This window comes from Metabacillus sp. GQ13, assembly GCF_059758525.1.
This window is the reverse complement of sequence record NZ_JCAXET010000013.1, coordinates 88,875-114,694: the sequence shown is the minus strand read 5'-3', so window position 1 is coordinate 114,694 and position 25,820 is coordinate 88,875. Positions and strand designations below refer to the sequence as shown.

Annotated in this window: 23 protein-coding genes and 1 pseudogene; 19 read left to right on the top strand and 5 right to left on the bottom strand. The window is 35.4% G+C overall.

Going from position 1 to position 25,820, the window contains the following annotated elements; all coding sequences use genetic code 11:
* The first annotated feature begins 34 nt into the window (after positions 1–34).
* Positions 35–316 (top strand): YhdT family protein, encoded by a 282-nt coding sequence (locus AC6CHR_RS16795; protein ID WP_498250228.1) that lies wholly within the window; start codon positions 35–37, stop codon positions 314–316.
* Positions 313–1,761, top strand: a complete 1,449-nt coding sequence (panF, locus tag AC6CHR_RS16790; protein ID WP_498250148.1) for a sodium/pantothenate symporter — start codon at positions 313–315, stop codon at positions 1,759–1,761. Before AC6CHR_RS16795 ends, panF begins: the two co-directional genes overlap by 4 nt.
* 392 nt (positions 1,762–2,153) lie before the next feature.
* Here panF and AC6CHR_RS16785 read toward each other — a convergent pair whose 3' ends face one another.
* A complete protein-coding gene (locus AC6CHR_RS16785) occupies positions 2,154–2,354 on the bottom strand; it encodes a cold-shock protein (protein WP_498250147.1) in 201 nt (66 codons plus the stop codon).
* Between the two features lie 429 nt (positions 2,355–2,783).
* Between AC6CHR_RS16785 and AC6CHR_RS16780 the strand changes: the two genes are divergently transcribed.
* The 8 genes from AC6CHR_RS16780 (at position 2,784) to AC6CHR_RS16745 (ending at position 11,173) form a co-directional block, all read left to right on the top strand.
* A complete protein-coding gene (locus AC6CHR_RS16780) occupies positions 2,784–4,175 on the top strand; it encodes a sigma-54 interaction domain-containing protein (protein WP_498250146.1) in 1,392 nt (463 codons plus the stop codon).
* A 20-nt stretch (positions 4,176–4,195) separates the two neighbouring features.
* Positions 4,196–5,047: a putative beta-lysine N-acetyltransferase gene (ablB, locus tag AC6CHR_RS16775; protein WP_498250145.1), complete on the top strand. Its 852-nt coding sequence runs from the start codon at positions 4,196–4,198 to the stop codon at positions 5,045–5,047.
* Positions 5,048–5,371: 324 nt separating this feature from the next.
* Complete coding sequence (kamA, locus tag AC6CHR_RS16770; RefSeq protein WP_498250144.1) at positions 5,372–6,772, top strand: lysine 2,3-aminomutase; 1,401 nt, start codon at positions 5,372–5,374, stop codon at positions 6,770–6,772.
* 21 nt (positions 6,773–6,793) lie between these two features.
* Positions 6,794–7,066 (top strand): YokU family protein, encoded by a 273-nt coding sequence (locus tag AC6CHR_RS16765; RefSeq protein WP_498250143.1) that lies wholly within the window; start codon positions 6,794–6,796, stop codon positions 7,064–7,066.
* A 92-nt stretch (positions 7,067–7,158) separates the two neighbouring features.
* Entirely contained in the window at positions 7,159–8,499 is a 1,341-nt protein-coding gene (locus tag AC6CHR_RS16760) for an aspartate aminotransferase family protein (RefSeq protein ID WP_498250142.1), read from the top strand.
* A 13-nt stretch (positions 8,500–8,512) separates the two neighbouring features.
* Positions 8,513–9,217 (top strand): CoA transferase subunit A, encoded by a 705-nt coding sequence (locus AC6CHR_RS16755; protein ID WP_498250141.1) that lies wholly within the window; start codon positions 8,513–8,515, stop codon positions 9,215–9,217.
* Positions 9,202–9,864 carry a 3-oxoacid CoA-transferase subunit B gene (locus AC6CHR_RS16750; RefSeq protein ID WP_498250140.1) on the top strand — a complete coding sequence of 221 codons (663 nt, stop codon included), beginning with the start codon at positions 9,202–9,204 and terminating at the stop codon, positions 9,862–9,864. Before AC6CHR_RS16755 ends, AC6CHR_RS16750 begins: the two co-directional genes overlap by 16 nt.
* A 46-nt stretch (positions 9,865–9,910) precedes the next feature.
* Positions 9,911–11,173 (top strand): peptidase, encoded by a 1,263-nt coding sequence (locus tag AC6CHR_RS16745; RefSeq protein ID WP_498250227.1) that lies wholly within the window; start codon positions 9,911–9,913, stop codon positions 11,171–11,173.
* 552 nt (positions 11,174–11,725) lie between these two features.
* Here AC6CHR_RS16745 and AC6CHR_RS16740 read toward each other — a convergent pair.
* Complete coding sequence (locus tag AC6CHR_RS16740; RefSeq protein ID WP_498250139.1) at positions 11,726–13,198, bottom strand: methyl-accepting chemotaxis protein; 1,473 nt, start codon at positions 13,196–13,198, stop codon at positions 11,726–11,728.
* 385 nt (positions 13,199–13,583) lie between these two features.
* Between AC6CHR_RS16740 and AC6CHR_RS16735 the strand changes: the two are divergent.
* The 7 genes and pseudogenes from AC6CHR_RS16735 to AC6CHR_RS16705 all read left to right on the top strand — a co-directional run.
* Positions 13,584–14,800, top strand: a pseudogene (locus AC6CHR_RS16735) (sensor histidine kinase); the annotation flags it as partial.
* 57 nt (positions 14,801–14,857) lie between these two features.
* Entirely contained in the window at positions 14,858–15,250 is a 393-nt protein-coding gene (locus tag AC6CHR_RS16730; protein WP_498250226.1) for a sensor histidine kinase, read from the top strand.
* Positions 15,250–16,323 (top strand): response regulator, encoded by a 1,074-nt coding sequence (locus tag AC6CHR_RS16725; protein ID WP_498250138.1) that lies wholly within the window; start codon positions 15,250–15,252, stop codon positions 16,321–16,323. Before AC6CHR_RS16730 ends, AC6CHR_RS16725 begins: the two co-directional genes overlap by 1 nt.
* Positions 16,324–16,407: 84 nt before the next feature.
* On the top strand, positions 16,408–17,691 hold the full coding sequence (locus AC6CHR_RS16720; protein WP_498250137.1) for an ABC transporter substrate-binding protein: 1,284 nt from the start codon (positions 16,408–16,410) through the stop codon (positions 17,689–17,691).
* 69 nt (positions 17,692–17,760) lie between these two features.
* Complete coding sequence (locus AC6CHR_RS16715; RefSeq protein ID WP_498250136.1) at positions 17,761–18,693, top strand: carbohydrate ABC transporter permease; 933 nt, start codon at positions 17,761–17,763, stop codon at positions 18,691–18,693.
* Positions 18,690–19,514 (top strand): carbohydrate ABC transporter permease, encoded by an 825-nt coding sequence (locus tag AC6CHR_RS16710; RefSeq protein ID WP_498250135.1) that lies wholly within the window; start codon positions 18,690–18,692, stop codon positions 19,512–19,514. Before AC6CHR_RS16715 ends, AC6CHR_RS16710 begins: the two co-directional genes overlap by 4 nt.
* Before the next feature lie 25 nt (positions 19,515–19,539).
* Positions 19,540–21,546 carry a beta-galactosidase gene (locus tag AC6CHR_RS16705; RefSeq protein ID WP_498250134.1) on the top strand — a complete coding sequence of 669 codons (2,007 nt, stop codon included), beginning with the start codon at positions 19,540–19,542 and terminating at the stop codon, positions 21,544–21,546.
* A 108-nt stretch (positions 21,547–21,654) separates the two neighbouring features.
* Here the strand turns inward: AC6CHR_RS16705 and AC6CHR_RS16700 are convergent, their stop codons facing one another.
* The 3 genes from AC6CHR_RS16700 to AC6CHR_RS16690 all read right to left on the bottom strand — a co-directional run bounded on the left by AC6CHR_RS16700 (position 21,655) and on the right by AC6CHR_RS16690 (position 23,686).
* Entirely contained in the window at positions 21,655–22,914 is a 1,260-nt protein-coding gene (locus AC6CHR_RS16700; protein WP_498250133.1) for an erythromycin esterase family protein, read from the bottom strand.
* A 121-nt stretch (positions 22,915–23,035) separates the two neighbouring features.
* On the bottom strand, positions 23,036–23,413 hold the full coding sequence (locus AC6CHR_RS16695; protein WP_498250132.1) for a hypothetical protein: 378 nt from the start codon (positions 23,411–23,413) through the stop codon (positions 23,036–23,038).
* Between the two features lie 15 nt (positions 23,414–23,428).
* Positions 23,429–23,686, bottom strand: coding sequence for a DUF1292 domain-containing protein (locus AC6CHR_RS16690; RefSeq protein ID WP_498250131.1), 258 nt, complete (start codon positions 23,684–23,686; stop codon positions 23,429–23,431).
* Between the two features lie 351 nt (positions 23,687–24,037).
* Between AC6CHR_RS16690 and AC6CHR_RS16685 the strand changes: the two genes are divergently transcribed.
* Positions 24,038–24,745: a response regulator transcription factor gene (locus AC6CHR_RS16685; RefSeq protein WP_498250130.1), complete on the top strand. Its 708-nt coding sequence runs from the start codon at positions 24,038–24,040 to the stop codon at positions 24,743–24,745.
* A complete protein-coding gene (locus AC6CHR_RS16680) occupies positions 24,742–25,743 on the top strand; it encodes a sensor histidine kinase (protein ID WP_498250129.1) in 1,002 nt (333 codons plus the stop codon). Before AC6CHR_RS16685 ends, AC6CHR_RS16680 begins: the two co-directional genes overlap by 4 nt.
* Positions 25,744–25,820 lie beyond the last annotated feature (77 nt).

Below are 25,820 nucleotides of genomic sequence, written 5' to 3'. Positions count from 1 at the left end.
TGTCAGCGGGTTTAGTTATCATACATAGAGGAGGATTACATTGGGCGATAAACGGTTTAAAATTGCACATAAGGAAGCTAAGATTGGCATTGCACTTGTTATTTTTAATTTTATATGGTGGTTTGGATTTGCTTATGGCTTAGGATCCGGGGATCCTACTGAATATAGATACATATTCGGATTACCAGAATGGTTTTTCTATAGTTGTGTTCTGGGTTTTATTGTCGTATCAATTCTTGTTATATTAGCAGTAAAGTTTCTATTTACAGAAGTACCGTTTGATGATGAGGAAGAAGAAATTGGGGACAGCGTATGAATTGGCATGTCATTATACCATTATTATTATTTCTACTTGTTATTTTCTTTATCGGGTTTTGGGCAAATAAATTTATTAAATCAACTGATTCCTTTTTACAGGAGTATTTTTTAGGAGGAAGACAGTTAGGTGGTTTTGTATTAGCAATGACGATGATGGCTACTTATGGCAGTGCTAGTAGTTTTATTGGTGGTCCTGGCGTAGCCTATACGAGAGGTCTAGGGTGGGTTCTTCTGTCTATGGCACAATTAGCTACAGGATATTTTGTCCTTATGGTTTTAGGGAAGAAGTTTGCGATCATGGCACGTAAGTATAAGGCAGTTACGTTAATCGACTTCCTAAAAGAAAGGTATCAAAGTAAAGCAGTTGTTTTTATTTCTGCGGGAAGTATTCTTATCTTTTTATTTTCAGCTATGGCTGCTCAATGGGTTGGTGGGGCTAGGCTAATTGAGTCCTTAACAGGGTTATCATATACCTCAGCACTGTTCATATTTGCTTTATCGGTTCTAGTCTATGTTATTTTTGGCGGATTTAGAGCTGTAGCACTCACAGATGCTGTTCAAGGTGTGATCATGTTTGTCGGAACGGCAATTCTATTGATAGCAACAATTATTGCAGGTGGTGGAATAACAAATATTATGTCTGATCTTGTAGCTGAGAACCCTAATTTAGTGTCTCCATATGGTGCACAGAGGGATTTAACCCCGCTCTATGTTTCCTCGTTTTGGATATTAGTGGGTGTGGGTGTTGTAGGACTTCCACAAATAACAGTAAGGGCGATGTCCTATAAAAATTCGAAAGCGATGCATAGAGCAATAATTATTGGAACATTGACGATTGGTTTCATTATGCTAGGAATGCATTTAATTGGAGTATTCGCTAGACCGATTCTTCCAGGTATTGAAGTAGGCGATACTGTTATGCCAGCCTTGACGTTAAAGGTATTACCACCATTTATTGCAGGACTTGTTTTAGCTGCTCCGATGGCTGCGATTATGTCAACGGTTGACTCGTTATTAATTATTGTAAGTTCAACCATTACAAAGGATATTTATTTAAACTATATAAAACCAAATGCAACAGAGATGCAGGTGAAAAAGGTAAGTTTCTGGGTAACATCGGTTATCGGGGTATCTGTCATATTATTTGCATTAAGTCCCCCAGATTTACTTATTTGGTTAAATTTATTTTCGTTTGGTGGATTAGAATCTGTATTTATTTGGCCGGTAGTCTTTGGGCTTTATTGGAGCAAAGGAAATAAGTTCGGTGCGATTACTTCTATGGTAATTGGCATGGGCTCTTATATCTTTTTTGATCGATTAATACCTAATGCATTAGGTATGCATACTGTTGTATTGCCAATTGTTTTATCGTTTATTGCGTACGTAGTGGTAAGCTATATTACGTATCCTCTTATAAAGTCAAGAGAGACTCTATCAGTTTAAGTTTAGAAAGACTCTTAGCTTAGATTCTACTTAGAAAGAATATAGCAGATAATAGTATATGTTGTGAAATTAAATCTTTGCAAGTATCCTTTAAATATGTTTAGGTATTCCAAGGTTAGTGTGTTATGATTTAGCTAACCATTTTATTACTTGCAACATGTTGTCTTCGAGGCTGACTCATAAATATCTGCCCTTCAATCTGAAGGAGCTAGACATTTATGAGTCAGCCTCTTTTTTATCGGTGTAGCTATTTGAGTTATGGATAAGCGTGTGAAAGGGAACTTATTTTTAGTAGTATGGTGAAATAACTCGAGGTAGTTTAATGGCAACAGACATTTAGAAAAATGCCTAGAAGGCAAATAAAAAAGGACTCTAGAAGAGTCCTTTAATAATTATGCTTTGTTTACGTTAGTAGCTTGAAGTCCACGTTGACCTTGTTCAGTGTCAAATGTAACTTTTTGGCCTTCATCTAATGATTTAAATCCTTCGCCTTGGATAGCTGAGAAATGTACGAATACGTCTTCTCCACCTTCAACCTCGATGAAACCGAATCCTTTTTCTGCGTTAAACCATTTTACTGTACCTTCTTGCATGTTTGTTTCCTCCTACGTGGTATAATCCACAATTTATTACTATAGTTGCTCAATTAGATATCAAAGGCGAAAAGTTTAAACACTTATTCTTTCCTTACATACCGAACAAAAATAATTCTTCTTAAGAATAACAGATAAATTTTGGAAAAGCAAATATTTTTTAAAAAAAGATTAAAAAAGTTAAAATCTTTTTTAAAATGTACGATGTTCTTTTCTTTTAAAATAAAAGCGAGGATTCCAATACACTATATATTCTATACATATTAACCCTAGTTTAGACAGCTATTAGGATTAATAATCAGTGAATAGATCCTACCAAAATGTAATAACAATATATATAAGGATAGAAAAATTGGCACCGCCAACTTCCTTTGTTATTGAATATTGATAAAAGGTTCCCACATTTAGTATTAATTGAGGTGATTTGTGATGTTTTTAGAGTCTTTTGAGACTAAGCAAATGCTTGAAGCCATATTAGGTAGCATTGATGAAGCAATTCATGTCGTTAATTCTGAGGGCATCACTATATTTTATAATATGGTCGCTGCAAAGCATGATGGAGTTGAGATAGAGGAAGTATTAGGAAAGCATGTCCTCAATGTTTTCCCATCTTTAACTAAACAAACAAGTACACTCTTAAAAGTGATTGAAACGAAAAAACCTATTTATCAACTAGCTCAAACGTATAAAAATAGTAAAGGTCAGTTAATTGATACGGTTAATACAACACTTCCTATACTTGTTGGCGAAAAAATGATTGGGGCAGTTGAAATAGCAAAGGATTTATCAAAGGTTAAGCAATTAGCGCAAAAACTCCATGATCTTCAAGAAAAAGTAACTAGGAAGACAACGAATCCCAAAGTAATCTCAGGGGCTAAATACAATTGGAATCATCTTATTAGCAGGTGTGAAGAAATGGAAAATGTCATAAAACTTGCAAAGAGAGCCGCAGAAAGTTCTTCCCCAGTTATGGTTTATGGAGAAACAGGAACTGGAAAGGAGTTAGTTGTTCAATCTATTCATAATTCGTCTATGCGCAAAAATGGACCATTTATTGCACAGAATTGTTCTTCTTTACCAGAATCTTTATTGGAAAGCATATTATTTGGGACAAAAAAGGGCAGTTTTACTGGATCAGTTGACCGACCGGGTTTATTTGAGCTAGCACATGGTGGGACCTTATTCCTTGATGAAATCCACACTATGCCATTCGATTTTCAAACCAAATTATTACGTGTGCTAGAAGATGGTGTGATTCGTAGAGTAGGAGGTACTGATTCATATGTAGTTGATGTTAGAGTGATCGTAGCAATGAATGAGCATCCATTTGATTGTCTCAAAAAGAGGCTTTTACGGGAGGACTTATATTATCGTTTAAATGTTTTTTTTATCGAAATCCCGCCATTACGTGAACGAGAGGGAGATATAAATCTATTAACTAGCTTTTTCATTAAAAAATACAATTATCAATTAAATAAATTAGTCATCAATCTGGACGAAAGAGTATCTTCTCAGCTTGAAAATCATCACTGGCCTGGGAATATTCGTGAATTAGATCATGTCATTGAATACGCGATGAATATGACAGATGGCGATACGATTACACTTGATCATCTTCCATCTTTAGTGAAAGAAATCCGCACAGTTATGGTGAACTTAAAACCTCTAAGGATCACTATTGAACAAACAGAAAAAAAACTAATTTATCAAGCGTTAGATGCCTCAAAAGGTAATGTTCAAAAAGCAGCTTCAATCCTAGAAATTCCCAGACAAACACTTCAATATAAGATGAAAAAGTATAGGGTTCAAATCGGAAAATAATCTGGGAAAGGAGAATGTATGTGAAAGCAAAGAATGTAACGAAACAGATAAAAACGACTAATTATTTTCTAGAAGTATATATTGATATTTTTAATGAGAGACTTCGTATTGATAATTACCGGGGAAATATGACATTGATTTGTAATGAGATTGATCGAATGGTGGAGAAACACTCGATCACGAAGATCATTTTTTATACACGACCAGAGCATTGGCACCAGTTACTATCAAAAGGGTTTGTGTTAGAAGCGATCATCAAAGGTTATTTTAATGGTACGGATAATTATATAATGGCCTATTATAAAAATAATCAACGGAAAACGAGTGAATTTTGGATCCAACAGGATTCAATTCTCCAAACGATTTTTACTACTAATCAAAACATAGAAGATGCACTGACCTCTAATCAATATCAGATTCGTAAAGCTACCTCAAAAGATGCACAAAAGCTTTCTGAGCTATATGGCAAGGTATTTGAAATTTATCCAACACCTATGAATAACACAGAATATGTAAAGGAAATGATCGGAAAAGGAGTTGTTTTCTATATCGTTGAATGTGAAAAACAGCTGATTAGTGCTGCTTCGGCAGATATCAATCAAACACTTCACCATGCAGAACTAACTGATTGTGCGACATTACCAGAGCATCGGAAATATGGATTGATGAAACATTTACTTATGCAACTTGAATCTGACCTAAAGAATAAGAGGATCTTTTCTGTCTTTTCTATTGCACGAGGACTCTCCTTCGGGATGAATAAAGCATTTTATCAGCTAGGATATCAGTATAATGGCAGATTGATAAATAACTGTTATATTTTTGATAAATTAGAGGATATGAATGTATGGGTGAAAGATTTATCTTCCTAATACCACTAACAAAGCTAACTTTTAGGCACTATGCCTGATTTTCAGCACTCTCACCAATGGCACATGCTCGATAGTTGGCAATTATCGTGTCACTTCAATCCTTTCAAAATTTTTCTGTCTAAGTTAATATCCATCCCTTAATTTTAATAGGTATCGAAAAATTCACTTTGAATTTCTTAGTCGGATCAACTACTTAAAGAGTTAGTATATCAGCTAAAGGCATAGTCATCTGTCCTCCTTTTCCTTTATACCTCATGGTAGTTCTTAAGTTGGCACACAACTTGCTTCTATAAAGATGAAGAGCCAATTAAGGGGGAATTTAGCATGTTTGATGATTTGTATAAGCCTGATCGTCACTGGAAGGACATTGAACTATGGAAGGAAGTTCCGGAAGAGAAATGGAATAATTGGATTTGGCAACTAACAAATACTATTCGGACCCTTGATGATTTAAAAAAGGTCATCGTTTTAACACCAGAAGAAGAAGAAGGGGTTCGGATCTCCACGAAGACAATTCCGTTAAATATTACTCCATATTATGCTGCTTTAATGAATCCAACAGATGTCAGATGTCCAATTCGAATGCAATCAGTACCAATTGGTGAAGAAATCAACAAAACAAAATATGACCTGGAAGATCCGCTTGAAGAGGATGAAGACTCACCTGTTGCTGGATTGACACATCGTTATCCAGATCGAGTGTTATTTCTAGTTACAAACCAATGCTCAATGTATTGCCGATATTGTACACGTAGACGTTTTTCAGGGCAGATTGGTATGGGTGTACCGAAGAAACAGTTAGATGGTGCAATTGACTATATCCGAAATACACCAGAAGTTCGAGATGTTCTTCTTTCAGGAGGAGATGGCCTGTTAATTAATGATACGATTCTTGAATATATTTTAAAGAATTTACGTGAAATACCTCATGTAGAAATTATCCGAATTGGAACAAGAGCCCCTGTGGTTTTTCCGCAACGAATTACTGAAAATCTCTGTACGATACTAAAAAAATACCATCCTGTGTGGCTTAACACTCATTTCAATACGTCAATTGAAATCACAGAAGAATCCAAACTTGCTTGTGAAATGCTTGTAAATGCTGGAGTGCCTGTTGGCAACCAAGCAGTTATTTTAGCAGGAATTAACGACAGTGTAGGAATTATGAAAAAATTAATGCATGATTTAGTGAAAATTCGTGTTCGACCTTACTATATTTATCAGTGCGACCTTTCTGAAGGGATTGGTCATTTTAGAGCACCAATATCTAAAGGATTAGAAATAATTGAAGGATTAAGAGGTCATACAAGTGGTTATGCAGTACCAACCTTCGTTGTAGATGCACCAGGTGGGGGAGGGAAAATAACCCTACAGCCCAACTATCTCATTTCTCAAAGTCCAACAAAGACTGTATTGCGGAATTTCGAGGGAGTCATAACCACTTACCCAGAGCCTGAAAACTATGTTGCTGATCGTGCAGATGATTATTTTAATGAAGTGTATCAAGACCATGATGCTAAACCATCGAAGACTGGAATCACATCCTTGTTAAATGAAGAACAGTTTAACCTCGTTCCCAATTCATTGGAACGCCATGACCGGAGGAAAAGTTTTCAACAAAGTCCAACTTATTCTTCTTTGAAAGATAAGCGGGATAAACGAGATGAGCTGAAAGAGAAAAAATACCAAGCACAGTTAAAGAAGGATAACAAAGACCAGAACTAACCGATTTGGAGGTTAAATGATATGAAATGTGAATGGTGTGAAGATTCAGTAGCAGAAGAAATCACCTGTACAGTTTTTTGGGAGCTTCCTGATGGTTCGAGAGCAATTGAAATACACGGTACGCCAGGAATGAAGTGTACTTCTTGTGGAATGGAATATCAAACAGAAGTAACGATAGAAGCACTAGAGGATCAGCTTTTATTAATTGATACCAAAAAAATTAATAAGGAAATAGAGTACCAAGAACTCATGGCCCAGCCGAAACTTCTTAAGCGGAACTACTTTAAATTCTAGGGGGAATTCAAAGAGTAACGAATTGTTTTACGAAAAAAGACCTCGAGGGACTTCGGATTCCGATTAGTGTGCAATAGAAAGAGGGGATTATCTTGAAACAATCGTTATTGATTAAACCGATCATGAATGAATTGTATCCGACAGTAACCCATGGGGATGGAATTTATTTATATGATAATACTGGAAAAAAATATATAGATGGTTCATCGGGTGCTGTTACAGCAAGCCTCGGTCATCGAGTCCCTGACATCATTCATGCCATGAATGAACAGGCGAATAAAATATCGTTTGTGTATCGTTCTCAATTTACCTCAGAGCCAGCGGAAATGCTGGCTCAAAAATTAAATCAGCTAGTCAATGCAGAGGAGAACTATTGGTCTTTTTTCGTTAATAGTGGTTCAGAGGCAACAGAAACAGCCATGAAGATTGCTATTCAACATTGGCAGGAGCAGGGTGAGTATCGCAAACAAAAGGTTCTATCACGATGGGTTAGCTATCACGGTATAACATTAGGCGCATTATCAATGTCAGGTCATGTTAAGCGACGTGAACGATTTACTCCATTGCTAGAAGATTTTCCTAGTGTTGCTGCACCATATTGTTATCGATGTTCTTTCAATAAAACATATCCACAATGCCAGTTGTTTTGCGCGAGTGATTTGGAAACAGCTATTAAGCGAGTTGGAGCTGAGCATATTGCGGCGTTTATTTCTGAACCAATAGTAGGTGCAGCTGGCGGCATCATTGTCCCGCCAATCGGTTACTATCAACAAATTTCAGACATATGTGAACGATATAATATTTTATTTATCGCCGATGAGGTGATGACAGGTATTGGGCGAACAGGGGAAATGTTTGGAATGGATCATTGGGGAGTGAAACCGGATATTATCTCTCTTGGAAAGGGAATGAGTGCAGGTTATACCTCTATCGCAGCTACACTTGCGAGTGATAAAGTGATGGAACCAATATTACAAGGATCCGGATCAATCATGAGTGGCCATACTTATAGTGCAAATCCACAATCGGCTGCAATAGCTTTAGCGGTACTTGACTATATTGAAAATCATCATTTAGTCCCAAAGGTAAAAGAAAAAGGTATCTATTTAATGAAAAGACTAGAAGAGTTGGCTGTGGAATTTGAGATGATTGGTGATGTAAGAGGAAAAGGTCTTTTAATTGGTATCGAATTTGTTGCAGATAAAATTTCAAAAGTTCCATTTAGCCAAAACCTGTCAGTAACAAACAAAATTGTCAGAAAAGCAAGGGAAAATGGATTACTTGTCTATCCAGCATCCGCAGGCATAGAGGGAGTGAATGGAGATGCAGTGATCATTTCACCACCATTTGTGATCACAACATCAGAGATTGATCAATTAGTAGCTATTTTAAAAAAGACATTGGCGGATGTTCAAAGTGAAATAAGATCTTAAGGAGGAAAATCCTGTGACGAAAAAACCTCCCACAAAAAGAATCAATAAGGTAGGAAGCATTGAAGAAGCGGTCTCACACATTCACGATGGCAGTTCAATTATGTTTGGAGGATTCGGAGGTGTAGGCAATCCGCCAACATTAATCAATGGGATGCTTGAAAAAGGGGTGAAGAATTTAACGCTAATTGGTAATGATACAGGATTTCCTAATATTGGGATTGGTAAACTTGTTAGTCTCGGAAGGGCCAAAAAAATAGTAGTCTCCCATATTGGCTCAAATCCTGTCGCTGGTAAATTAATGATGGAAGGGAAATTAAGAGTAGAGTTTTCACCACAGGGAACATTAGCAGAAAGAATTCGTGCAGGGGGAGTTGGACTCGGTGGTATTTTAACAGATATAGGCCTTGATAGTATGGTAGAGGCTGAAAAGCAAAAAGTAACAGTCAATGGAAATGATTATTTGATAGAAACTGCGTTGACCTCAGATGTTTCCATTGTCTACGCAAAAAAGGCAGATGTATTTGGCAACCTAATCTTCGAAACAAGTGCACGTAATACCAATCCATTAGTGGCAATGGCAGGAAAATATACGATTGTAGAAGCCGAAGAAATTGTTGAATTAGGTGAACTTAACCCTGAAATGGTTGTAACTCCAGGAATCTACGTGGACCTTGTTATTCCAAGTAAAGGGGTTGATTGGAAATGGGCATGGGAGTAGATCTAAGAAATCGGATTGCGATACGTGCAGCAAAGGAAATCACTGATGGCATGATTGTGAATTTAGGAATAGGTATTCCTTCGCTCGTACCCAATCACATACCAAATGATAAACATGTCATGTTTCATGCTGAAAATGGCATTTTGGGTATGGGGAAATCACCGAGAAAAGGAGCGGAGGATCCAACACTCTGTAATGCTGGGGGCCTTCCTGTAACCATTGTTCCTGGGGCCTCCTATTTTGATAGTGCAACAGCATTTGGAATGATACGTGCCGGTTATTTGGATGTTACGATTCTTGGTGGTTTAGAAGTGAGTGAAAAGGGAGATTTAGCTAATTGGATTGTTCCAGGAAAAAGAGTGCCAGGTATTGGTGGTGCAATGGAACTGGCAATGAAAGCAAAAAGAGTGATTGTGTTAATGAACCATTGTAATAAAAATGGGGAACCGAAAGTTTTAAAAACATGCAGCTTGCCTTTAACTGCTAAAGAGTGTGTTAGTTTGATCATTACAGATATGGCTGTAATAGAAGTATCTGAACAGGGATTGATATTGCAAGAAGTGATGGCACCTTTTACAGCTGAAGAGGTCATACTCAAAACTAAGGCAACCTTAAAAATTTCTGAAAACCTAGAAACGATAAACTAAGGTAAGGATTCTTTATGGGGGGATTAGCTTGAGCATAAAAGGGAAAATGCTTCAAACTCAGATCAACCAATGGCTTAATTTGAATAAAGAACATGGTGTCCAGCTTTTACAAAAGTTAGTGCAGGCGAACAGTGTCCAAGGAAATGAACAGCCAGTCCAGTTGATTGTAATTGAAACATTAAAAAAGATAGGTTTGCGGGTTGATGTATGGGAACCTGATGGGACAGAATTAAGAAAACATCCTTATTTTTCTTCAACTAGGAATGAATTTAAAGGGAGCCCGAATGTTGTTGGGCTTTTAAAAGGAACAGGAGAAGGACGTTCTCTTATTTTAAATGGCCATATAGATGTTGTACCTGAAGGCGATAGGCAGCAGTGGGAGAATGACCCATATAGTGGCGAGGTGATTGATGGTAGGGTGTTTGGTCGTGGAGCGACTGATATGAAAGGCGGGAATGTTTCTTTGCTATTAGCTTTATCTGCTCTTCGGGCACTGGGAATTCCATTAAAAGGAGATGTAATCTTTCAAAGTGTTATTGAGGAGGAAAGCGGAGGCTTGGGGACACTTGCTGCTATATTACGAGGCTACAAGGCGGATGCAGCGATTATTCCTGAACCCACAAATATGAAGTTTTTTCCGAAACAACAAGGCTCATTATGGTTTAGAATTCAGATCAAAGGGCGTTCAGCACATGGTGGCACTAGGTATGAGGGTGTTAGTGCGATTGAGAAGGCACTCTTCGTTGTTGATCATATTCGTGAACTAGAAAAAAACAGAAATGACCGGATTACCGATCCACTCTATCATAATATACCTATTCCGATTCCAATTAATATTGGCAAAATAGAGGGTGGTGATTGGCCTTCATCTGTACCAGATCTTGTAAAAATGGAAGGCCGAATGGGTGTCTCACCTGATGAAACAATAGAAGAAGCAAAAAATGAAATGGAGAACTGGATTCGTCAATTAAAAAGAAGCGATGATTGGTTTGAACTCCAGCCCGCTACGCTTGAGTGGTTTGGGGCAAGATGGGTACCGGGTGCAATTGACATTGAACATAAGCTCATAAAGACTTTAACCAGAAACTATCAAGAAGTAATTGGTGATCATCCGGTTATTGAAGCCTCACCGTGGGGGACAGACGGCGGTCTGTTAACAAGTATTGGAAGAACACCAACTATCGTATTTGGACCTGGTGTAACAGAAAAGGCACATTTTCCAAATGAATATATTGATATTGAAAATGTTTTTAAAGTGGCTGAGATTATTGCGTTAACAATTGTTGACTGGTGTGGAACGGATGAATAGTCTTTTATCCGTACGAATGACTTCATTCTCCCTTCTTTTGATGGGGTGATAGGCAATAGAAGAGGAGCCATCGAGCGATCAAGCTAAACTTGATTGCTTTATGACTCTAAAGTCAACAAAAAGTAAGAATGTTTATAACGAAAACGTATGGATAGATAAACAAAAATATGGACGAAGCCATACCATGGAGATGGAGAATGTAGCCCACCTCTCTAATTAACATCAGTAATCTACAACAATCGTTTCAATTTTTAAAAAAGACCTCTTATAAACCCTGAGTTATTAAATAGGTAAAAGTGTTATCTGGAACAACCTATCCTTTCTTTCACCCCACCCCTACCAAAATTTCCTTTAGAGAAAATTTTTCAAATATGCATCAGAACGTAGCTTTCTATCAATAACCTTGATATTTTCTTGTTTTTGTTTTAAGCCAAATGTGTAAAAGGCTGACTCAAGAATCTTACTCCCACCTAACCAATAATTAAACGTTAGTCTATTATTGAATTTAAGGGGAATATTCCTAAAGATTGAGTCAGCAAAAGGTATTACTTATTATTGAAAACTCTTCTTAATATATTCTGCACTTGAAGCAGTATCCTTCATAAGTGAAGCGATGGATTTATTGTCTTCCGCAAGGCTTTCAATTGATGCACTAACCTGTTGCAGGCTTGCAGAAGCTTCCTCAATGATAGCTGCGAACTCATTAGTTGCTGTTTCGACACTTTCACTGTTTGTTCCTACTTCACTAGAAAGTTCTTCAAATTGTTTAAACTGAGAATTTATTTTTTTTAGCATACTATCAAGTTGGTTGAACCTTTCGTCAACAATTTTTGTAGCTTCAACACTTTGATTTAAGCTAAGCCCACTAAATTCCATATTCTTTTGTGCCAATTCGTTTGTTTCGTTTACTTCCTTTAAATTCTCAGATATTTTAATTGTTGTTTCTTTTGTTAGTTCAGCTAAATTTCTTATTTCCTGTGCTACCACAGAAAAACCTTTACCTGCTTCACCTGCTCGTGCAGCTTCAATAGAGGCATTTAGTGCCAACAGGTTTGTCTGTTCAGTAATTTGATGAATATTGTTAGCGAATAAATTTGTTTCTTCGATTTTTTTTGTTAATATTGCAAAGTTATCACTAAGATTGGCAACAATGTTTTGAAGCTGATCCATCTCATTTGAAAGATGCTTAACCTTTTCTTTTCCTTCAACGGTAATCGTGCTGAAGGTTACAGAATCATTAATCAGATCGCTTGTTGTCTGATTCATCTTATTAATTACAAGTAAATTTCCATGAGCATTTTCTGCGATCGTAGAAATTTGTTCGTTTTGAACTTGACTACCTGCTGAAACTTCAGCTATTGCAATTCGCATTTCATCTTGTGAATTGACGCTATATTGAACCTTTTCATTAGCTTTATGAAGACTATCTACAATAGTTGAAATTTCTTTTTCAAGTTGAACTTTTTGTTGTGCTTTATCGATAGCTTCTTTTTCGGCGCTTTCAACAAATATTTGTAGTTTATCAAACTGCTTTTGGTTTAAATAGACTAGTACATATAACAAAATACCAGATAACAGATAAATAGATAAAACAGTGATTAGTTCCTCACTTAGGTAAGAATATTGTGCTGTTAAAAATAAATTGTTGACGAATAGTGTAAGGAATCCAAAAATATAACCAATCCCATAAATTATTTTATTAAATGGAATGATCGCAAAAATTGCAAAGAAGAACACCGTCATCATATTAGATAAATTTCCACCATCGATAACAATAGCAACCATATTTAAAATGTTTATTCCGATTACAAAAATATAAGGGAATAAGTGAACCTTTTCTGTTTTTATTGTATAGAAATAAACAATTGGGAAAAGGATTATTTCCAATAGGAATAGATAAATAACATTTGATTGTTGTGTCAGCATACCTAATATACCTAAAATAGTTGAAGCCAAGTAAATAATAAGCATAAGCTTATTTTTGTTTTTTATATCTAATATCTTTAACTCGTCTAAAGAATTCATGTCCTACCTCCATTTATTCTATAAAAATATATCTCAGTAGTAATATCGGTCTAGAAGAGACCAACTTTTAGTTTCTGGGCTGAAAATAAATAAACAAATTATTAATGGCTTATCTATAATTCTTCAAAAAATAAACGGTTCAAGCAATCGGTTTACTAATTAAGAGAGATGATAGAATTATAGAGTAGATTAATAAAAAATAAAGAACCCGATAATGGAGACATAGTAGGAGTTTGTAAGTTGGTTTATTTGGTACAAGTATTTAACATGATTTTGCTCAAGGGAGGATGAAATATTGCAACTTGTAAGTACAATAAAACATTACTTTAATAAGTATATTCTCGAAAGCATTCAACGTAAGTTAATTGGGACTCTTCTCTTAGTAATGATGGTCCCACTGATCATATTTATGTTAATTTCAACCAATATTTCAAGAGGTGCAGTTGAATCCTCTGAGATTAGTTCAAATCTTTCAAGAATGGAGCTTTCAAGTAGTTATATTGAAGAACAGATGGATATGTATGAAGACTTTTTATTTACAGCTCTTGTAGATGAAAAACTGGTACCAAGTATTACCACTAATGATAATGTCAACTCTTCTAATGCGTTTAATACGCAATCATACATTACAGATAAACTTTTTGAATTATATAATCGAAATGACCATGTTATGTCAGTTTCTCTAATTTCATATGAAGATCACCAATTATATCTAGTTGAAAACAATGACTTTTATGTAAGTAATTATCTACAATCACCGAAAAAGGTAGAAAATAAAAATGCAATTTTTGATGTGGATTCGGTTAATGACAGTTTTTCCTTTGCACGTAATATTTATCGATTTGAAGATCAAAAACTGGTTGGTCAATTAAAAATCCAGACTAATTTTTCATTTATGAATCATATAGCTGAAAACTTACAGAGTAACGAGGGAGAATACGTTTTGTTGCTTAATTCTGGAGGGAAGCTCTTATTCAACCCAGGTAATTATCATTTAAATGAGAAGGTAACTAGAAATATTGGCAGAAAAATTGCGGGGACAAGTAATAAGTATATAGAAGATGACCGAGGTTATTATTTTTTTCAAGAAATAGTAGATAAACAAATTACCTTGGTGAAGTATGTACCAGAAGAAGTGATGATGGTTGGAGCGGTCTATATTGGCAGGTCAGGTGCAATTATTCTATTTGTTTCGATCATTTTGACGATTATATTATCAATCATTGTTTCGAATCAAGTTGCAAAGCCAATCATTGCCCTCTCAAAAACAATGGAGTATGTTGAAGAAAATAATTTTCATGTTCTAATAGAAACAAAACGTACAGATGAGATTGGTATCCTTCATCATAAGTTTAAAGAAATGATCATAAGAATCCGGGAACTAATTGATAAGGATTATAAGCGTGAAATGGAAAATCGAGATGCTCAATTTCTTGCTCTTCAAGCACAAATTAATCCCCACTTTCTTTACAATACACTCCAAGTGGTCGGGGGAATGGCTCTTAAGAAAAATCAAAAGAAATTTATAAAATGACACAACGTCTTGCACTAATGTTTCGTTATATTACCAATAAACGTGGAGATCTAGTTTACATTCGTGAAGAAGTTAGTCATCTGAAAAACTATTTATATATTCAAAAGGTAAGGTTTGGTGATAGAGTGTCCATTCATTTATATGTTGATGAATCAGTTAATAATGCACTTATTCCTCTTTTGTCATTACAACCAATTATTGAAAATTCTTTCAAACATGGTTTTGAATCGATGATAGAAAAAGGGTGTATTAAAATTGACATTCAATCTATCTTTAATGAAATTGAAATTGTCATCGAAGATAATGGCGTCGGTATTTCTAAAGAAGCATTAACTGAATTAAAGGATAAACTGACACAAGACATAAAAACTGAAAATAGAAGCATAGGTCTAAAAAATGTCGATGGTAGAATAAAGCTTTATTTTGGAAACGAATATGGACTAGATGTTTTTAGCAGGGAATCCGAATATACGAGAATCATGATCAGAATACCGAAAAGAGAAAAGGGTGAGACCTGATGAGTAAATTATTAATCGTTGATGATGAAAGCTGGACTAGAGAAACGGTGAAAGCATTAATAGATTTAGATCGATTAAAGATTTCACAATTAATAGAATCAACAAATGGAGAAGAGGCTATTGAGATCATAAAGACGATTAAACCTGATTATATTTTGACAGATATGAAGATGCCAGGAGTTGATGGAATTAGACTGCTTGAGACGCTTGAGAAAGACTATCCAGATATTTTAGTAATTGTATTAAGTGGTTATCAAGATTTTGTTTATACCAGACAAGCAATCAAATCGAGAGTAATCGAGTACTTACCTAAACCTGTGGATGAAATAGAATTGAATAATGCATTAGAAAAGGCCAGTTTAGAAAAGATGAAAATGGACCAACAACAAGGAGTTTATCAATTATTTAGTGAACATAGTCCCCAATTAGAGATGATTGAACCTTTTCAACGGACAATTTCTTTTTCTTTAAAGGAATTAAACGCTTCCCAATTTACCGAAAGTATAGAGCAATTCCTCAGTAAAATAAATAAAGAGATTAATCAATATAATCCATATGCATTTCAATTGCATCAAGAATTCCTATTACTTCTTGAAGAGACAATGAAAGAACATACAGTTCTAGATACCGATATTGGTCTAGACAGAAAATTGCTAAGATTTCAGCAAAATCGAACAATGATTGATGAAATGAACCATCAATTAACAATAGGAGAGCAAGTCATTTCAAAAATCAAGGAAATAAATAAACAAAAATCAAAAATTAACTTGGGTCATATTAAGGACTATATTGATAAGAATTCCACTTCATCGAAGATGTCTCTTGATTTAGTTGCCAAAAAATATTTTGTTAGCAAAGAGTATTTAACAACAATTTTTAAAAAAGAGTTTGGATGTAATGTTACTGAATATATTATTTCAACTCGCATGGAAACGGCAAAGGAGCTTATCACTTCTACTTCATTACAATATAAAACGATTGGAGAAATGATTGGTTATGAAGATGTCTCTTATTTTTATCGAGTATTTAAAAAATACCATGGTACAGCTCCAGGAGGTATTCGGAAAGATTAATATTGTCCAAATGTAAGCGTTAATATTATCAATATGATAAAAATGAAAAGCGATTTATGATATAGCTAGAAAGGGGAGTTGAAAATGAAGAGAGCGTTTACATTTGGCGTTGTGTCTATTCTTTTAGCAAGTCTATTGGCAGGCTGTAATACTGGAGGAGAGAGCAGTTCTTCTCAACCTAGTAGTTCCAAGGATGGGGAAAAGGTAGAATTAAAGGTATTTATTGGACAGCCAAGATTTAAGGAGCAATATGAAACATACATTGACCAATTTGTAGAAAAACAAAAAGAGGAAGAGGGAAGAATTGTCACTGTAAAGCTTGAACTACCAAGTGTGAATCAAGCAGATCAATTATTGAAAACACGACTTGCCTCTGGTGATAGTCCGGATGTGTTCGCAATTCATGCGATAAACGATATTCCAGTCTATGATAATGCAGGTTATCTTGAGGATTTATCTGATGAACCCTTTGCAAAAAAACTCTATGACACGATAGCGCCAACAGTAACAAAAGATGACCGTGTATTGGCTGTTCCACTTGAAACTTTACAATGGGGTTTTGTTTATAATAAGGATATTTTTGAAGCAAATGATATTGAGGTCCCAAAGACTCTCTCAGAAATGAAAGCGGTAATATCAAAGTTGGAAAAACAAGAAATAACACCATTTATTCGCGCTTATAAGGATTCATACATTCCACAGTTATTTCTTCCTCTAACGGTTGGTGCACTTGAAGGTACTAGTAACGAAGGTTTTATCAATAGTATGAACGAGGGTAACGGATCATTTGCTGACCTAAAAGGAATGTTCGAAATAATAGACCTCGTTCACGAACATGGTACAGACAGACCTTTTGAGGTTGGGCAAGATCAGGGAGCTGCTGCTTTTGCTAGTGGTGAAGCTGCAATGTGGGTACAAGGACCATGGATGGCAGAGTCAATGCTAGCGACAAATGATAAATTTAATTTTGGTGTTGCTCCACTTCCGGTGAATGAAGATCCAAATGCAACACTTATCAATGTTAGTACATCTACTTCTTTGGCTGTTTCAAAAGTCAGTGAGGTAAAAGACGTAGCAATAGATTTTGTGAACTATATTTTGGATGATCAAGATTCAAGTGTCTTTTATGAAAACCTAGGATTTAATCCTATTTCTGACGTACATACATTTGATACGTACCCTTGGTTAGCAGAATCGGCAAAGTATGTAGAAGAAGGAAAAGTATATCAAGATCCAGTTATACCAGCAGCTGTTAAATCAGCATCTGAAAAATTACTGCAAAGTTACTATGCCGGTGATGCAACAAGGGAAGATGTGATTAAAGGTTTAGACCGTTCTTGGCAGGAATACAACAAAGTTAACAAATAAATCTCTGAAAGACAGTCTGAAAAACTGTCTTTCACCAATTTAGATTAAAAGATTGAGAGGGTGAGAGTGGTGGCTGTTAAAGAAATAAATGTGCCGGTTAAAGAATTGACAACAAAAAAAAAGTTAAAAACAAAAAGTAGTCATTTAAGTTTAATTTTGTTTGTGTTACCTGCGTTCATTTTTTACCTGGTCTTCCTCTTTATACCTACTATAGGCGCAGGAGTTTATAGTTTTACAGACTGGAATGGATTAAATCAAACATATAATTTTGTTGGATTTACCAATTATATTGAAGCTTTTAAAGATGACGTAGCATTTAGACATTCTTTTTGGTTTACTCTTCGCTACACGATCTTTCTTTTTGTTATTCAAAATGTAGTTGCCTTGTTTCTAGCATTATTAATAGAATCAAGAATCAAATCAAAAGGATTTTTTAGAACAATTTTCTTTATGCCAAATATGATTAGTCTGATAATTAGTTCCTTAATGTTTTCATTTATCTTTACAAATGTTTTTCCAGAGCTCTCACAAAAGACGATTTTTTCAGTGTTAGATCAACCATGGATAGGAGATGCAAGTGTATCGTTTTACTCCATTCTTATCGTTTCACTTTGGCAAGGTATTGGATACATGATGGTTATCTATATGGCAGCACTTCAGGGGGTTCCAAAACAACTAAAAGAAGCATCGATGATAGATGGAGCTAATGTTTTCCAACGCTTAAAACATGTTGTCATACCAATGATTATGCATGCGATAACAATTTGTTCATTCCTTACATTGAATGGTGCGTTTAAAGTATTTGATGTTGTGTATGCCTTAACACAAGGTGGGCCTGGTACTTCAACTCAAGTAATGGCTTTAAATATATACGAGGAAGCTTTTTCTAATAACTTCCGTTTCGGATATGCCAATGCGAAGGCAATGATTTTGTTCTTGGTTGTATTAATTATTACTCTAATTCAAGTGAGTATATTAAAACGAAAAGAGGTAGAAGCATGAGAGAAAATCGTGCTACTTCGCTATCCATCAATCTAATCTTAACGTTGTTTGCGGCTGTTTCATTTTTTCCAATTTATATGTCGATCATTAACTCGTTTAAATCACAGGGAGAAATATTTAGTTCTGTATTAGCGCTACCTAAATCCTTTTCTTTTGATAATTATATCGGTGTTTTTACTGAATTAAATTTATTCGGTAGTGCATTCAATACCTTGATTGTTACCACTATTGGTCTTACTGGTATTGTATTTTGTGGATCACTGGCTGGTTATAAGTTGGCACGAACATCGGGGAAACTCAGTAATTTCCTTTTCACTATTTTCATTGCATCTATGCTTGTTCCTTTTCACTCAATTATGATTACGTTAAGTCAAATGGCCAAGGGTCTAGGGTTACAAGGTTCCCTATACGGACTTGGATTAATTTATATTGGGCTTGGTGTTAATATGGCGGTGTTTCTTTATCATGGATTTGTGAAATCAATCCCTATCGAACTTGAGGAAGCAGCGAAAATAGATGGTTGTAATGACTTGCAGATTTTCTTGAAAATTATCTTCCCTTTATTAAAACCAATCACTGCAACTATTCTAATCCTAAATATACTTTGGCTTTGGAATGACTTTTTATTACCATTGATCATGCTTACTGACGTAAATGACTATACACTTATGCTTTCTATTAATATGTTATTTGGACAGTATGTAGCTGATTGGCCAAAAATCTTGGCTGCATTAGTGTTAACAGCACTCCCTGTCATCGTTTTTTATGCATTCTTTCAAAAATATATTCTTGAAGGAATTGCTGATGGTGCAATTAAGTAAACTGTAGAAAGGACGGAGACATAGTATGAAGGAATTGCTTTATGGTGTTGCTTATTATGAAGAATATATGCCATATGATCGTCTTGATAAAGATATTGAAATGATGAAAAATGCAACTATCAACGTTGTCAGAATTGCTGAATCAACATGGAGCACACATGAACCTCAAAATGGAGTTTTTGATTTTACATCTGTTAATAGAGTACTAGATGCCATGTATAAAGCTGGTATCTATGTCATTGTTGGGACACCAACGTATGCTGTGCCAACCTGGATGGTAAAAGAACATCCGGAAGTACTTGCAGAAACAAAAAAAGGTGCAGGGAAATATGGTGCTAGACAAATTATGGATATTACGAGTCCAACCTATTTATTTTATGCAGAGCGAATCGTTCGCAAATTATTGGAAAATATCAAAGATCATCCAGCTATTATCGGATACCAAATTGACAATGAAACGAAGCATTATGATACCAGCGGTCCAAATGTACAAGTGCAATTTGTAAAGTATTTAAAAGAACAATTTAAAACAACAAATGCGTTAAATGATGCATTCGGACTGTCATATTGGAGTAATGACGTACACGCATGGGAAGATATGCCTTCTGTTATTGGTACAATTAATGGTAGTCTAGGTGCTGAATTTTCTAAATTTCAACGCAAGCTTGTCGAAGATTTTCTATCTTGGCAAGTAAAAATTGTAAAAGAGTATCGCCACGCAGATCAATTTATTACACAAAACTTTGACTTTGAATGGAGAGGATATTCCTTTGGATTGCAACCTAATGTCAATCATTTCTCGGCTTCGAGACCGTTTGATGTTACAGGGGTAGATATTTACCATCCTTCTCAAGCTGATTTAACAGGTATTGAAATATCGTTTGGTGGTGATATTGCTCGTTCAACCAAACAACAAAATTACCTAGTAATGGAGACGGAGGCACAGGCTTTTTCAAATTGGACACCTTATCCAGGCCAGCTTCGTTTACAGGCGTTCAGTCATATTGCATCCGGTGCTAATATGGTTTCATATTGGCATTGGCACTCCATTCATAATTCGTTTGAAACGTATTGGAAAGGACTATTAAGTCACGATCTTCAGCCAAATCCTGTTTACAATGAAGCAAAAACAATTGGTTCTGATTTTAAACGGTTATCATCAAAACTAGTCAATCTTCAAAAGAAAAACAAAACAGCTATACTAGTTAGTAATGAATCTCTTACAGGGTTAAACTGGTTTAAATTTAATCAAAAATCTGAACTGAATTATAATGATATACTTCGACTGATCTATGATGAATTGTATAAATTAAATATAGAATGTGACTTTATCCATTTAAATACGATGGACTTAGAAGACTACTCATTGATTATCGTTCCAGGTTTATATGTAGCTTCTGATCAATTGCTAGAAAGGTTAAATCAATTTGTTGAAAAGGGTGGACATGCAATCTTTACATTTAAATCAGGGTTTACAAATGAATATAGTAAAGTTCGTACAACCGCACAACCAGGGATCATTGAAAAGGTATGTGGTGTGCAATACCAAATGTTTGTGGAACCAAATCAAGTCCATTTAGCAGGAAACCCATATCATGTGACAGAAAGGGAAAATGAAGTTCACACTTGGATGGAGTTACTAACACCAACAACAGCTAGTACATTTGCTAAGTATGACCATCCCGCATGGGGGGAATATTCAGCTATTACTGGCAATGAATTTGGTGAAGGTTATGCAACGTACGTAGGTTGTATTGTATCAAAAGAAGTAATGTCAGCCATTCTAACTCAAGCTCTCAAACGTGCTGGATTATGGAAAACAATACAGGAGATACGTTTTCCAATTATAATAAAGAGCTCTGAAAACGATGACCGAAAAACAATTAACTTTATTTTTAATTACTCATCTGAACACCAAGTAATTAACAACCCTTTTGAAAATTGTGTGGAGTTAGTGAGTGAATTATCTTATAAACGAGATGAACCATTAAAATTAAATCCATGGTCATTTATGGTAATGGAGGGGAAGTAATCAAATTAGATACAGAGAAGAAGTGGAGCTATTTAAATTAAACTCGAAATCCCCACAGGTATTCCTGCGGGGATTATTAGCAATATGAATACCAAAAACAAAATGGCCCTATAAAAAAACTTTTTCGACTTCGAGTGGATGAAGTGCATTTGTATGGGTCACAAATATAAATGCGTCATACCGCTTTGACATCACTGATGGAACGTAGTTCCCGTATTGTTCGTGTAGTGGGTTATAAACGACACCTATTGCGCGATGACCTATAGTATCGTTGAAAAAATGCTGATTATCATCAGTGAATAGTAATAGTTTATCGCTAGGTCCAGCCTTATGCATGGCATCCTCCCAACTACCATCTTGGGCAGGGGGAATCATCATTCTTTCGAAATTCACACCCCATTGATCCGCAGCAATGACTGTCCCACGATGTGTACCAAAACCGACGATAAATAAATCATCTTCACCCTTTTGTTCCCGCAATAGTTGTCCAACATTTACAATTCCTTCAGCTGCCATATCTGTTGCTCTTGCATCACCAACATGGGTATTGTGCTCCCAGATGATTCCTTTTGCATTTTTACCATAATAGGCATGTATTTTATATATGACCTCAACCATGTGACGGTCGCGAATATTCCATGATTCATTATCATTTAAGACCATTGTTCTGTAGTAGTTCTCATCATTAGCTGTAATGAGTGAATTGATTTCAAGACTAAGGACATCTTCATTTGAGAGTGTTACATTTTGTAGCCTAATATCAGTTAATAGTTTTATTACTTCGTCATAGCAACTTTCCGTATAAAAAGCTGCAGAAACGCCATAGCTTTCCGGCTGTCGATTAAAGGGTTCAAAGCAAGCAAATGTGTTCTTTGCTGAATCGAGAAATGGTGAATTTGTTTTTTCTAGATACTTAATCACTTCATCAAGTGATTCCCATAACGAATAAATGTCAATTCCATAAAATCCTACAAGTTTATCTATTGGCTGTTTTTGATTATATTCCTTTAACCATTCAATTAATTCAATCATTTCTTCATTCGCCCACATCCAAGTAGGCCAACGGTTAAACGATTTTAATACGTCTCTAGCATTAGTTGATTCTTGATCAAACCCCTTAATGTAGCGATTCACATGAACACAAGCGGGCCAGTCTCCTTCAACTGCCAAGTAGGTGAATCCTTTCTCTATAATAAGCTGTTTAGTAAGCTCAGCCCGTAGTTTATAAAATTCCGAAGTACCATGTGATGACTCACCAAGCAAAACAAATGATTGTTGATTTATCTCTTGAATAAATGAGTTTAAATCGCTTGGATTGAGTAAAGGTTTTGCATAATCTTCTATCGCTTGTATCAATTTATTAATCATCTTCATCTCCCAATTATTACTGGCTAATCTTGCAACGTGGTTATACTTAAAAAAATTAAGATCACCTATATTTTTTTCAATGATCAAATTGAAACGAGATTGCTAACAGATTTAAATCAACCTATTGCTTATATTCTGCATGATATGAATTCTCTCCTGAATGTACCGACAATAAAGTATCAGCATATCCAACAAGTCGATTAACAATTTCATCTGAGACCGTATAAACTAGTTGATGCATCTTTTTTTTGTGTAGGGCTGGATCATCAAATATAATCGTCGTATTAATAAAGACATGTTTCGTATCATAAAGATTGTAATGAATAATTGTTTTTCCAGGAGCCCCACCAGTGAGGGGATCTTTATAGAAAGGCAAAAAAACATACCATTCTTCAGCGGTAGGTGATCTGAAATTTTTTGTGAATGTCATCCCTTTTATGACATGTTCTATTTGTATTTTTAATTCTTCGCTTATTACATCAATGATCTTATTTTGCATACCTTCTCCTTATACTCAATCTGCTGGATTTGCATCAACCGCAATTTGATAGGCATCAAGAACCATTTCTTTTTTATTGGGATCAGTTATGCCAATTAGATATTGTTCGTTCTCCTCATTTTCAACCTGCATAACCACTGGATCATTTTGTTTCTCGTTTGATCTTAATAATGCGTACGTTTGATCTTCTATAGCTAATAAGGCCTCAACGGAAAATTTCATTTCTCTCCCATTTTCGTCCTCGACGATTATGAAATCTCTTTCGTTTGTCATATTGACACCTCCATGCTTATGTTAATGTCCCCAAAAAATAAACTTTTAAGATGATTAGGTTGTGGGAAAAATAGTAATCATATCGAATAGGATTTCCTGGTGTTAGATAGAGGAAAGTTAGTGAATCCTCTACTTAATCATATTCACAATATCAATGTAATCAGCTGATCCCGATCAATAGTATGTTCTTATTTATAGTGTGAAGTGGTAAACGAATTATGTCTGTATTTTGTAAAGAAGGGGGATGGTAAAAAGTCTAGGTGACCAAATGGGAGAAGAGATCACAAGTTTTTGAAAAATCATCCAATTCATGTCATAATAACTTCGACATAGAAGAGGTGGTTACAAATTATGCAAAAAATAATGATTATAGAAGATGATCCTAAAATCGCTGAATTACTGCACAATTATATAAGTAAATATAGTTATAAGGTATACATAGCGAAGGATTTTAATCATGTATTAGATGAATTTAATCAAAATAAACCAGATCTTGTTCTTCTTGATATCAATCTACCTAGCTTTGATGGTTATTACTGGTGTAGACAGATACGGAACACATCGATTTGCCCGGTAATATTTTTATCTGCACGAACTGGTGAAATGGATCAGATTATGGCGCTTGAAAACGGTGGAGACGATTTTATAACCAAACCATTTCACGCTGAAATTGTCATGGCAAAGATTCGTAGTCACTTGCGTCGTGCATACGGTGAATATGCAAATAAGTCAGAAGAACGAGTTCTTAAAATGGAAGGGTTAGAGCTTTATCCTGAAAGGTTGGAGATAAAGCTTGGGGGAAATACGATCACACTAACAAAGAACGAAGCAGATATTATCGAAAGTCTAATCGAACGATACCCACGTGTGACCGGTCGTGAGGATTTACTTGAAAAGATTTGGGAAGATCAATCTTATGTAGATGAAAATACGCTAAATGTGAATATTACACGTGTTCGCAAAAAATTCCTTAAAATAGGCATTAAAGATGCAGTTGAAACAGTAAGAGGTGCGGGTTATAGATTAGCAATTACTTGGAGTGAGGTAAATGAAAAATGAAGTTATTCTTTCAGGAGCACTTCTTATTAATTGCGATTCAATGTTTGCAATTTAGTGTTATTCTCACTATTTACTGGCTGGACGGATATCATAATCTAAAGCCGGCCCTATATGCATCATTTCTTGGTTTTTTTATTTTAGGATGCTATCTGTTTTATCATTATTATAGCCGTCGCGAGTTTTATAAGCGCCTTAGTAAGCCTTTACTTTCACCAGATGATGCCTTCCAAAGGATGGAGCAAGCACCTATATCAGAAGCATTAAATAAACTCATGAAAATGCAGTACAAGCATTACCACCAACAACTGAGTACTGTAGATCATCAACAAAAGGAACATCTTACATTTATGGATCAATGGGTCCATCAGATGAAAACACCGTTATCAGTTATTGAACTGACAGCACAGAATTTAGATGAACCGGAATCTTCTGATATACGCGAAGAGACCGAACGGATGCAAATCGGATTAAACACAATCCTTTATATGGCTCGGCTTCGTACAATTGAACAGGACTTTCATGTGAAACAGGTGTTAGTAAAGAAGGTAGTCGATGAAGTAAATAGAGATAATCGCCGTCTATATATACGTAATCAGGTTTATCCTAAACTAGAGGAAAGGACACAGAGTATGTTAGTAGAAACTGATGAGAAATGGCTCTTTTTTATCCTTTCTCAACTAGTTCAAAATGCAGTTAAGTATTCTACAGGAAAAAGTAATAAATTGATTCTCTCTCTTTATGAAAAAGAGAATGAAGCCGTATTAGAAGTGACTGACTTTGGCGTTGGAATTCCCGAATTTGACATTAAACGGGTATTTGATCCATTTTATACAGGTGAAAATGGCAGGAAATTTAGAGAATCAACAGGGATGGGTCTTTATTTAACAAAGGAAGTCGTGGACCATCTCGGACATCGAATTGAGATAGAATCTATTGTAGGTGAAGGGACTTCAGTACGGATTATCTTCACGCAGACTCAAAACCTTACAACCTTGTAAGGAAACTGAAAGACGAATCGATAGTTTGTAGTTAGTAGATAGCGATAAACTGATTACAGATCAAATAACCGATTTTA

What these genes read in the sequence shown, in the direction of transcription:
- panF (WP_498250148.1), top strand. Translation starts at nt 313, where the DNA reads ATGAATTGGCATGTCATTATACCATTATTATTATTTCTACTTGTTATT.
- AC6CHR_RS16785 (WP_498250147.1), bottom strand. Translation starts at nt 2,354, where the DNA reads ATGCAAGAAGGTACAGTAAAATGGTTTAACGCAGAAAAAGGATTCGGT.
- AC6CHR_RS16780 (WP_498250146.1), top strand. Translation starts at nt 2,784, where the DNA reads ATGTTTTTAGAGTCTTTTGAGACTAAGCAAATGCTTGAAGCCATATTA.
- kamA (WP_498250144.1), top strand. Translation starts at nt 5,372, where the DNA reads ATGTTTGATGATTTGTATAAGCCTGATCGTCACTGGAAGGACATTGAA.
- AC6CHR_RS16765 (WP_498250143.1), top strand. Translation starts at nt 6,794, where the DNA reads ATGAAATGTGAATGGTGTGAAGATTCAGTAGCAGAAGAAATCACCTGT.
- AC6CHR_RS16750 (WP_498250140.1), top strand. Translation starts at nt 9,202, where the DNA reads ATGGGCATGGGAGTAGATCTAAGAAATCGGATTGCGATACGTGCAGCA.
- AC6CHR_RS16745 (WP_498250227.1), top strand. Translation starts at nt 9,911, where the DNA reads ATGCTTCAAACTCAGATCAACCAATGGCTTAATTTGAATAAAGAACAT.
- AC6CHR_RS16740 (WP_498250139.1), bottom strand. Translation starts at nt 13,198, where the DNA reads ATGAATTCTTTAGACGAGTTAAAGATATTAGATATAAAAAACAAAAAT.
- AC6CHR_RS16725 (WP_498250138.1), top strand. Translation starts at nt 15,250, where the DNA reads ATGAGTAAATTATTAATCGTTGATGATGAAAGCTGGACTAGAGAAACG.
- AC6CHR_RS16720 (WP_498250137.1), top strand. Translation starts at nt 16,408, where the DNA reads ATGAAGAGAGCGTTTACATTTGGCGTTGTGTCTATTCTTTTAGCAAGT.
- AC6CHR_RS16710 (WP_498250135.1), top strand. Translation starts at nt 18,690, where the DNA reads ATGAGAGAAAATCGTGCTACTTCGCTATCCATCAATCTAATCTTAACG.
- AC6CHR_RS16705 (WP_498250134.1), top strand. Translation starts at nt 19,540, where the DNA reads ATGAAGGAATTGCTTTATGGTGTTGCTTATTATGAAGAATATATGCCA.
- AC6CHR_RS16700 (WP_498250133.1), bottom strand. Translation starts at nt 22,914, where the DNA reads ATGATTAATAAATTGATACAAGCGATAGAAGATTATGCAAAACCTTTA.
- AC6CHR_RS16695 (WP_498250132.1), bottom strand. Translation starts at nt 23,413, where the DNA reads ATGCAAAATAAGATCATTGATGTAATAAGCGAAGAATTAAAAATACAA.
- AC6CHR_RS16690 (WP_498250131.1), bottom strand. Translation starts at nt 23,686, where the DNA reads ATGACAAACGAAAGAGATTTCATAATCGTCGAGGACGAAAATGGGAGA.
- AC6CHR_RS16685 (WP_498250130.1), top strand. Translation starts at nt 24,038, where the DNA reads ATGCAAAAAATAATGATTATAGAAGATGATCCTAAAATCGCTGAATTA.
- AC6CHR_RS16680 (WP_498250129.1), top strand. Translation starts at nt 24,742, where the DNA reads ATGAAGTTATTCTTTCAGGAGCACTTCTTATTAATTGCGATTCAATGT.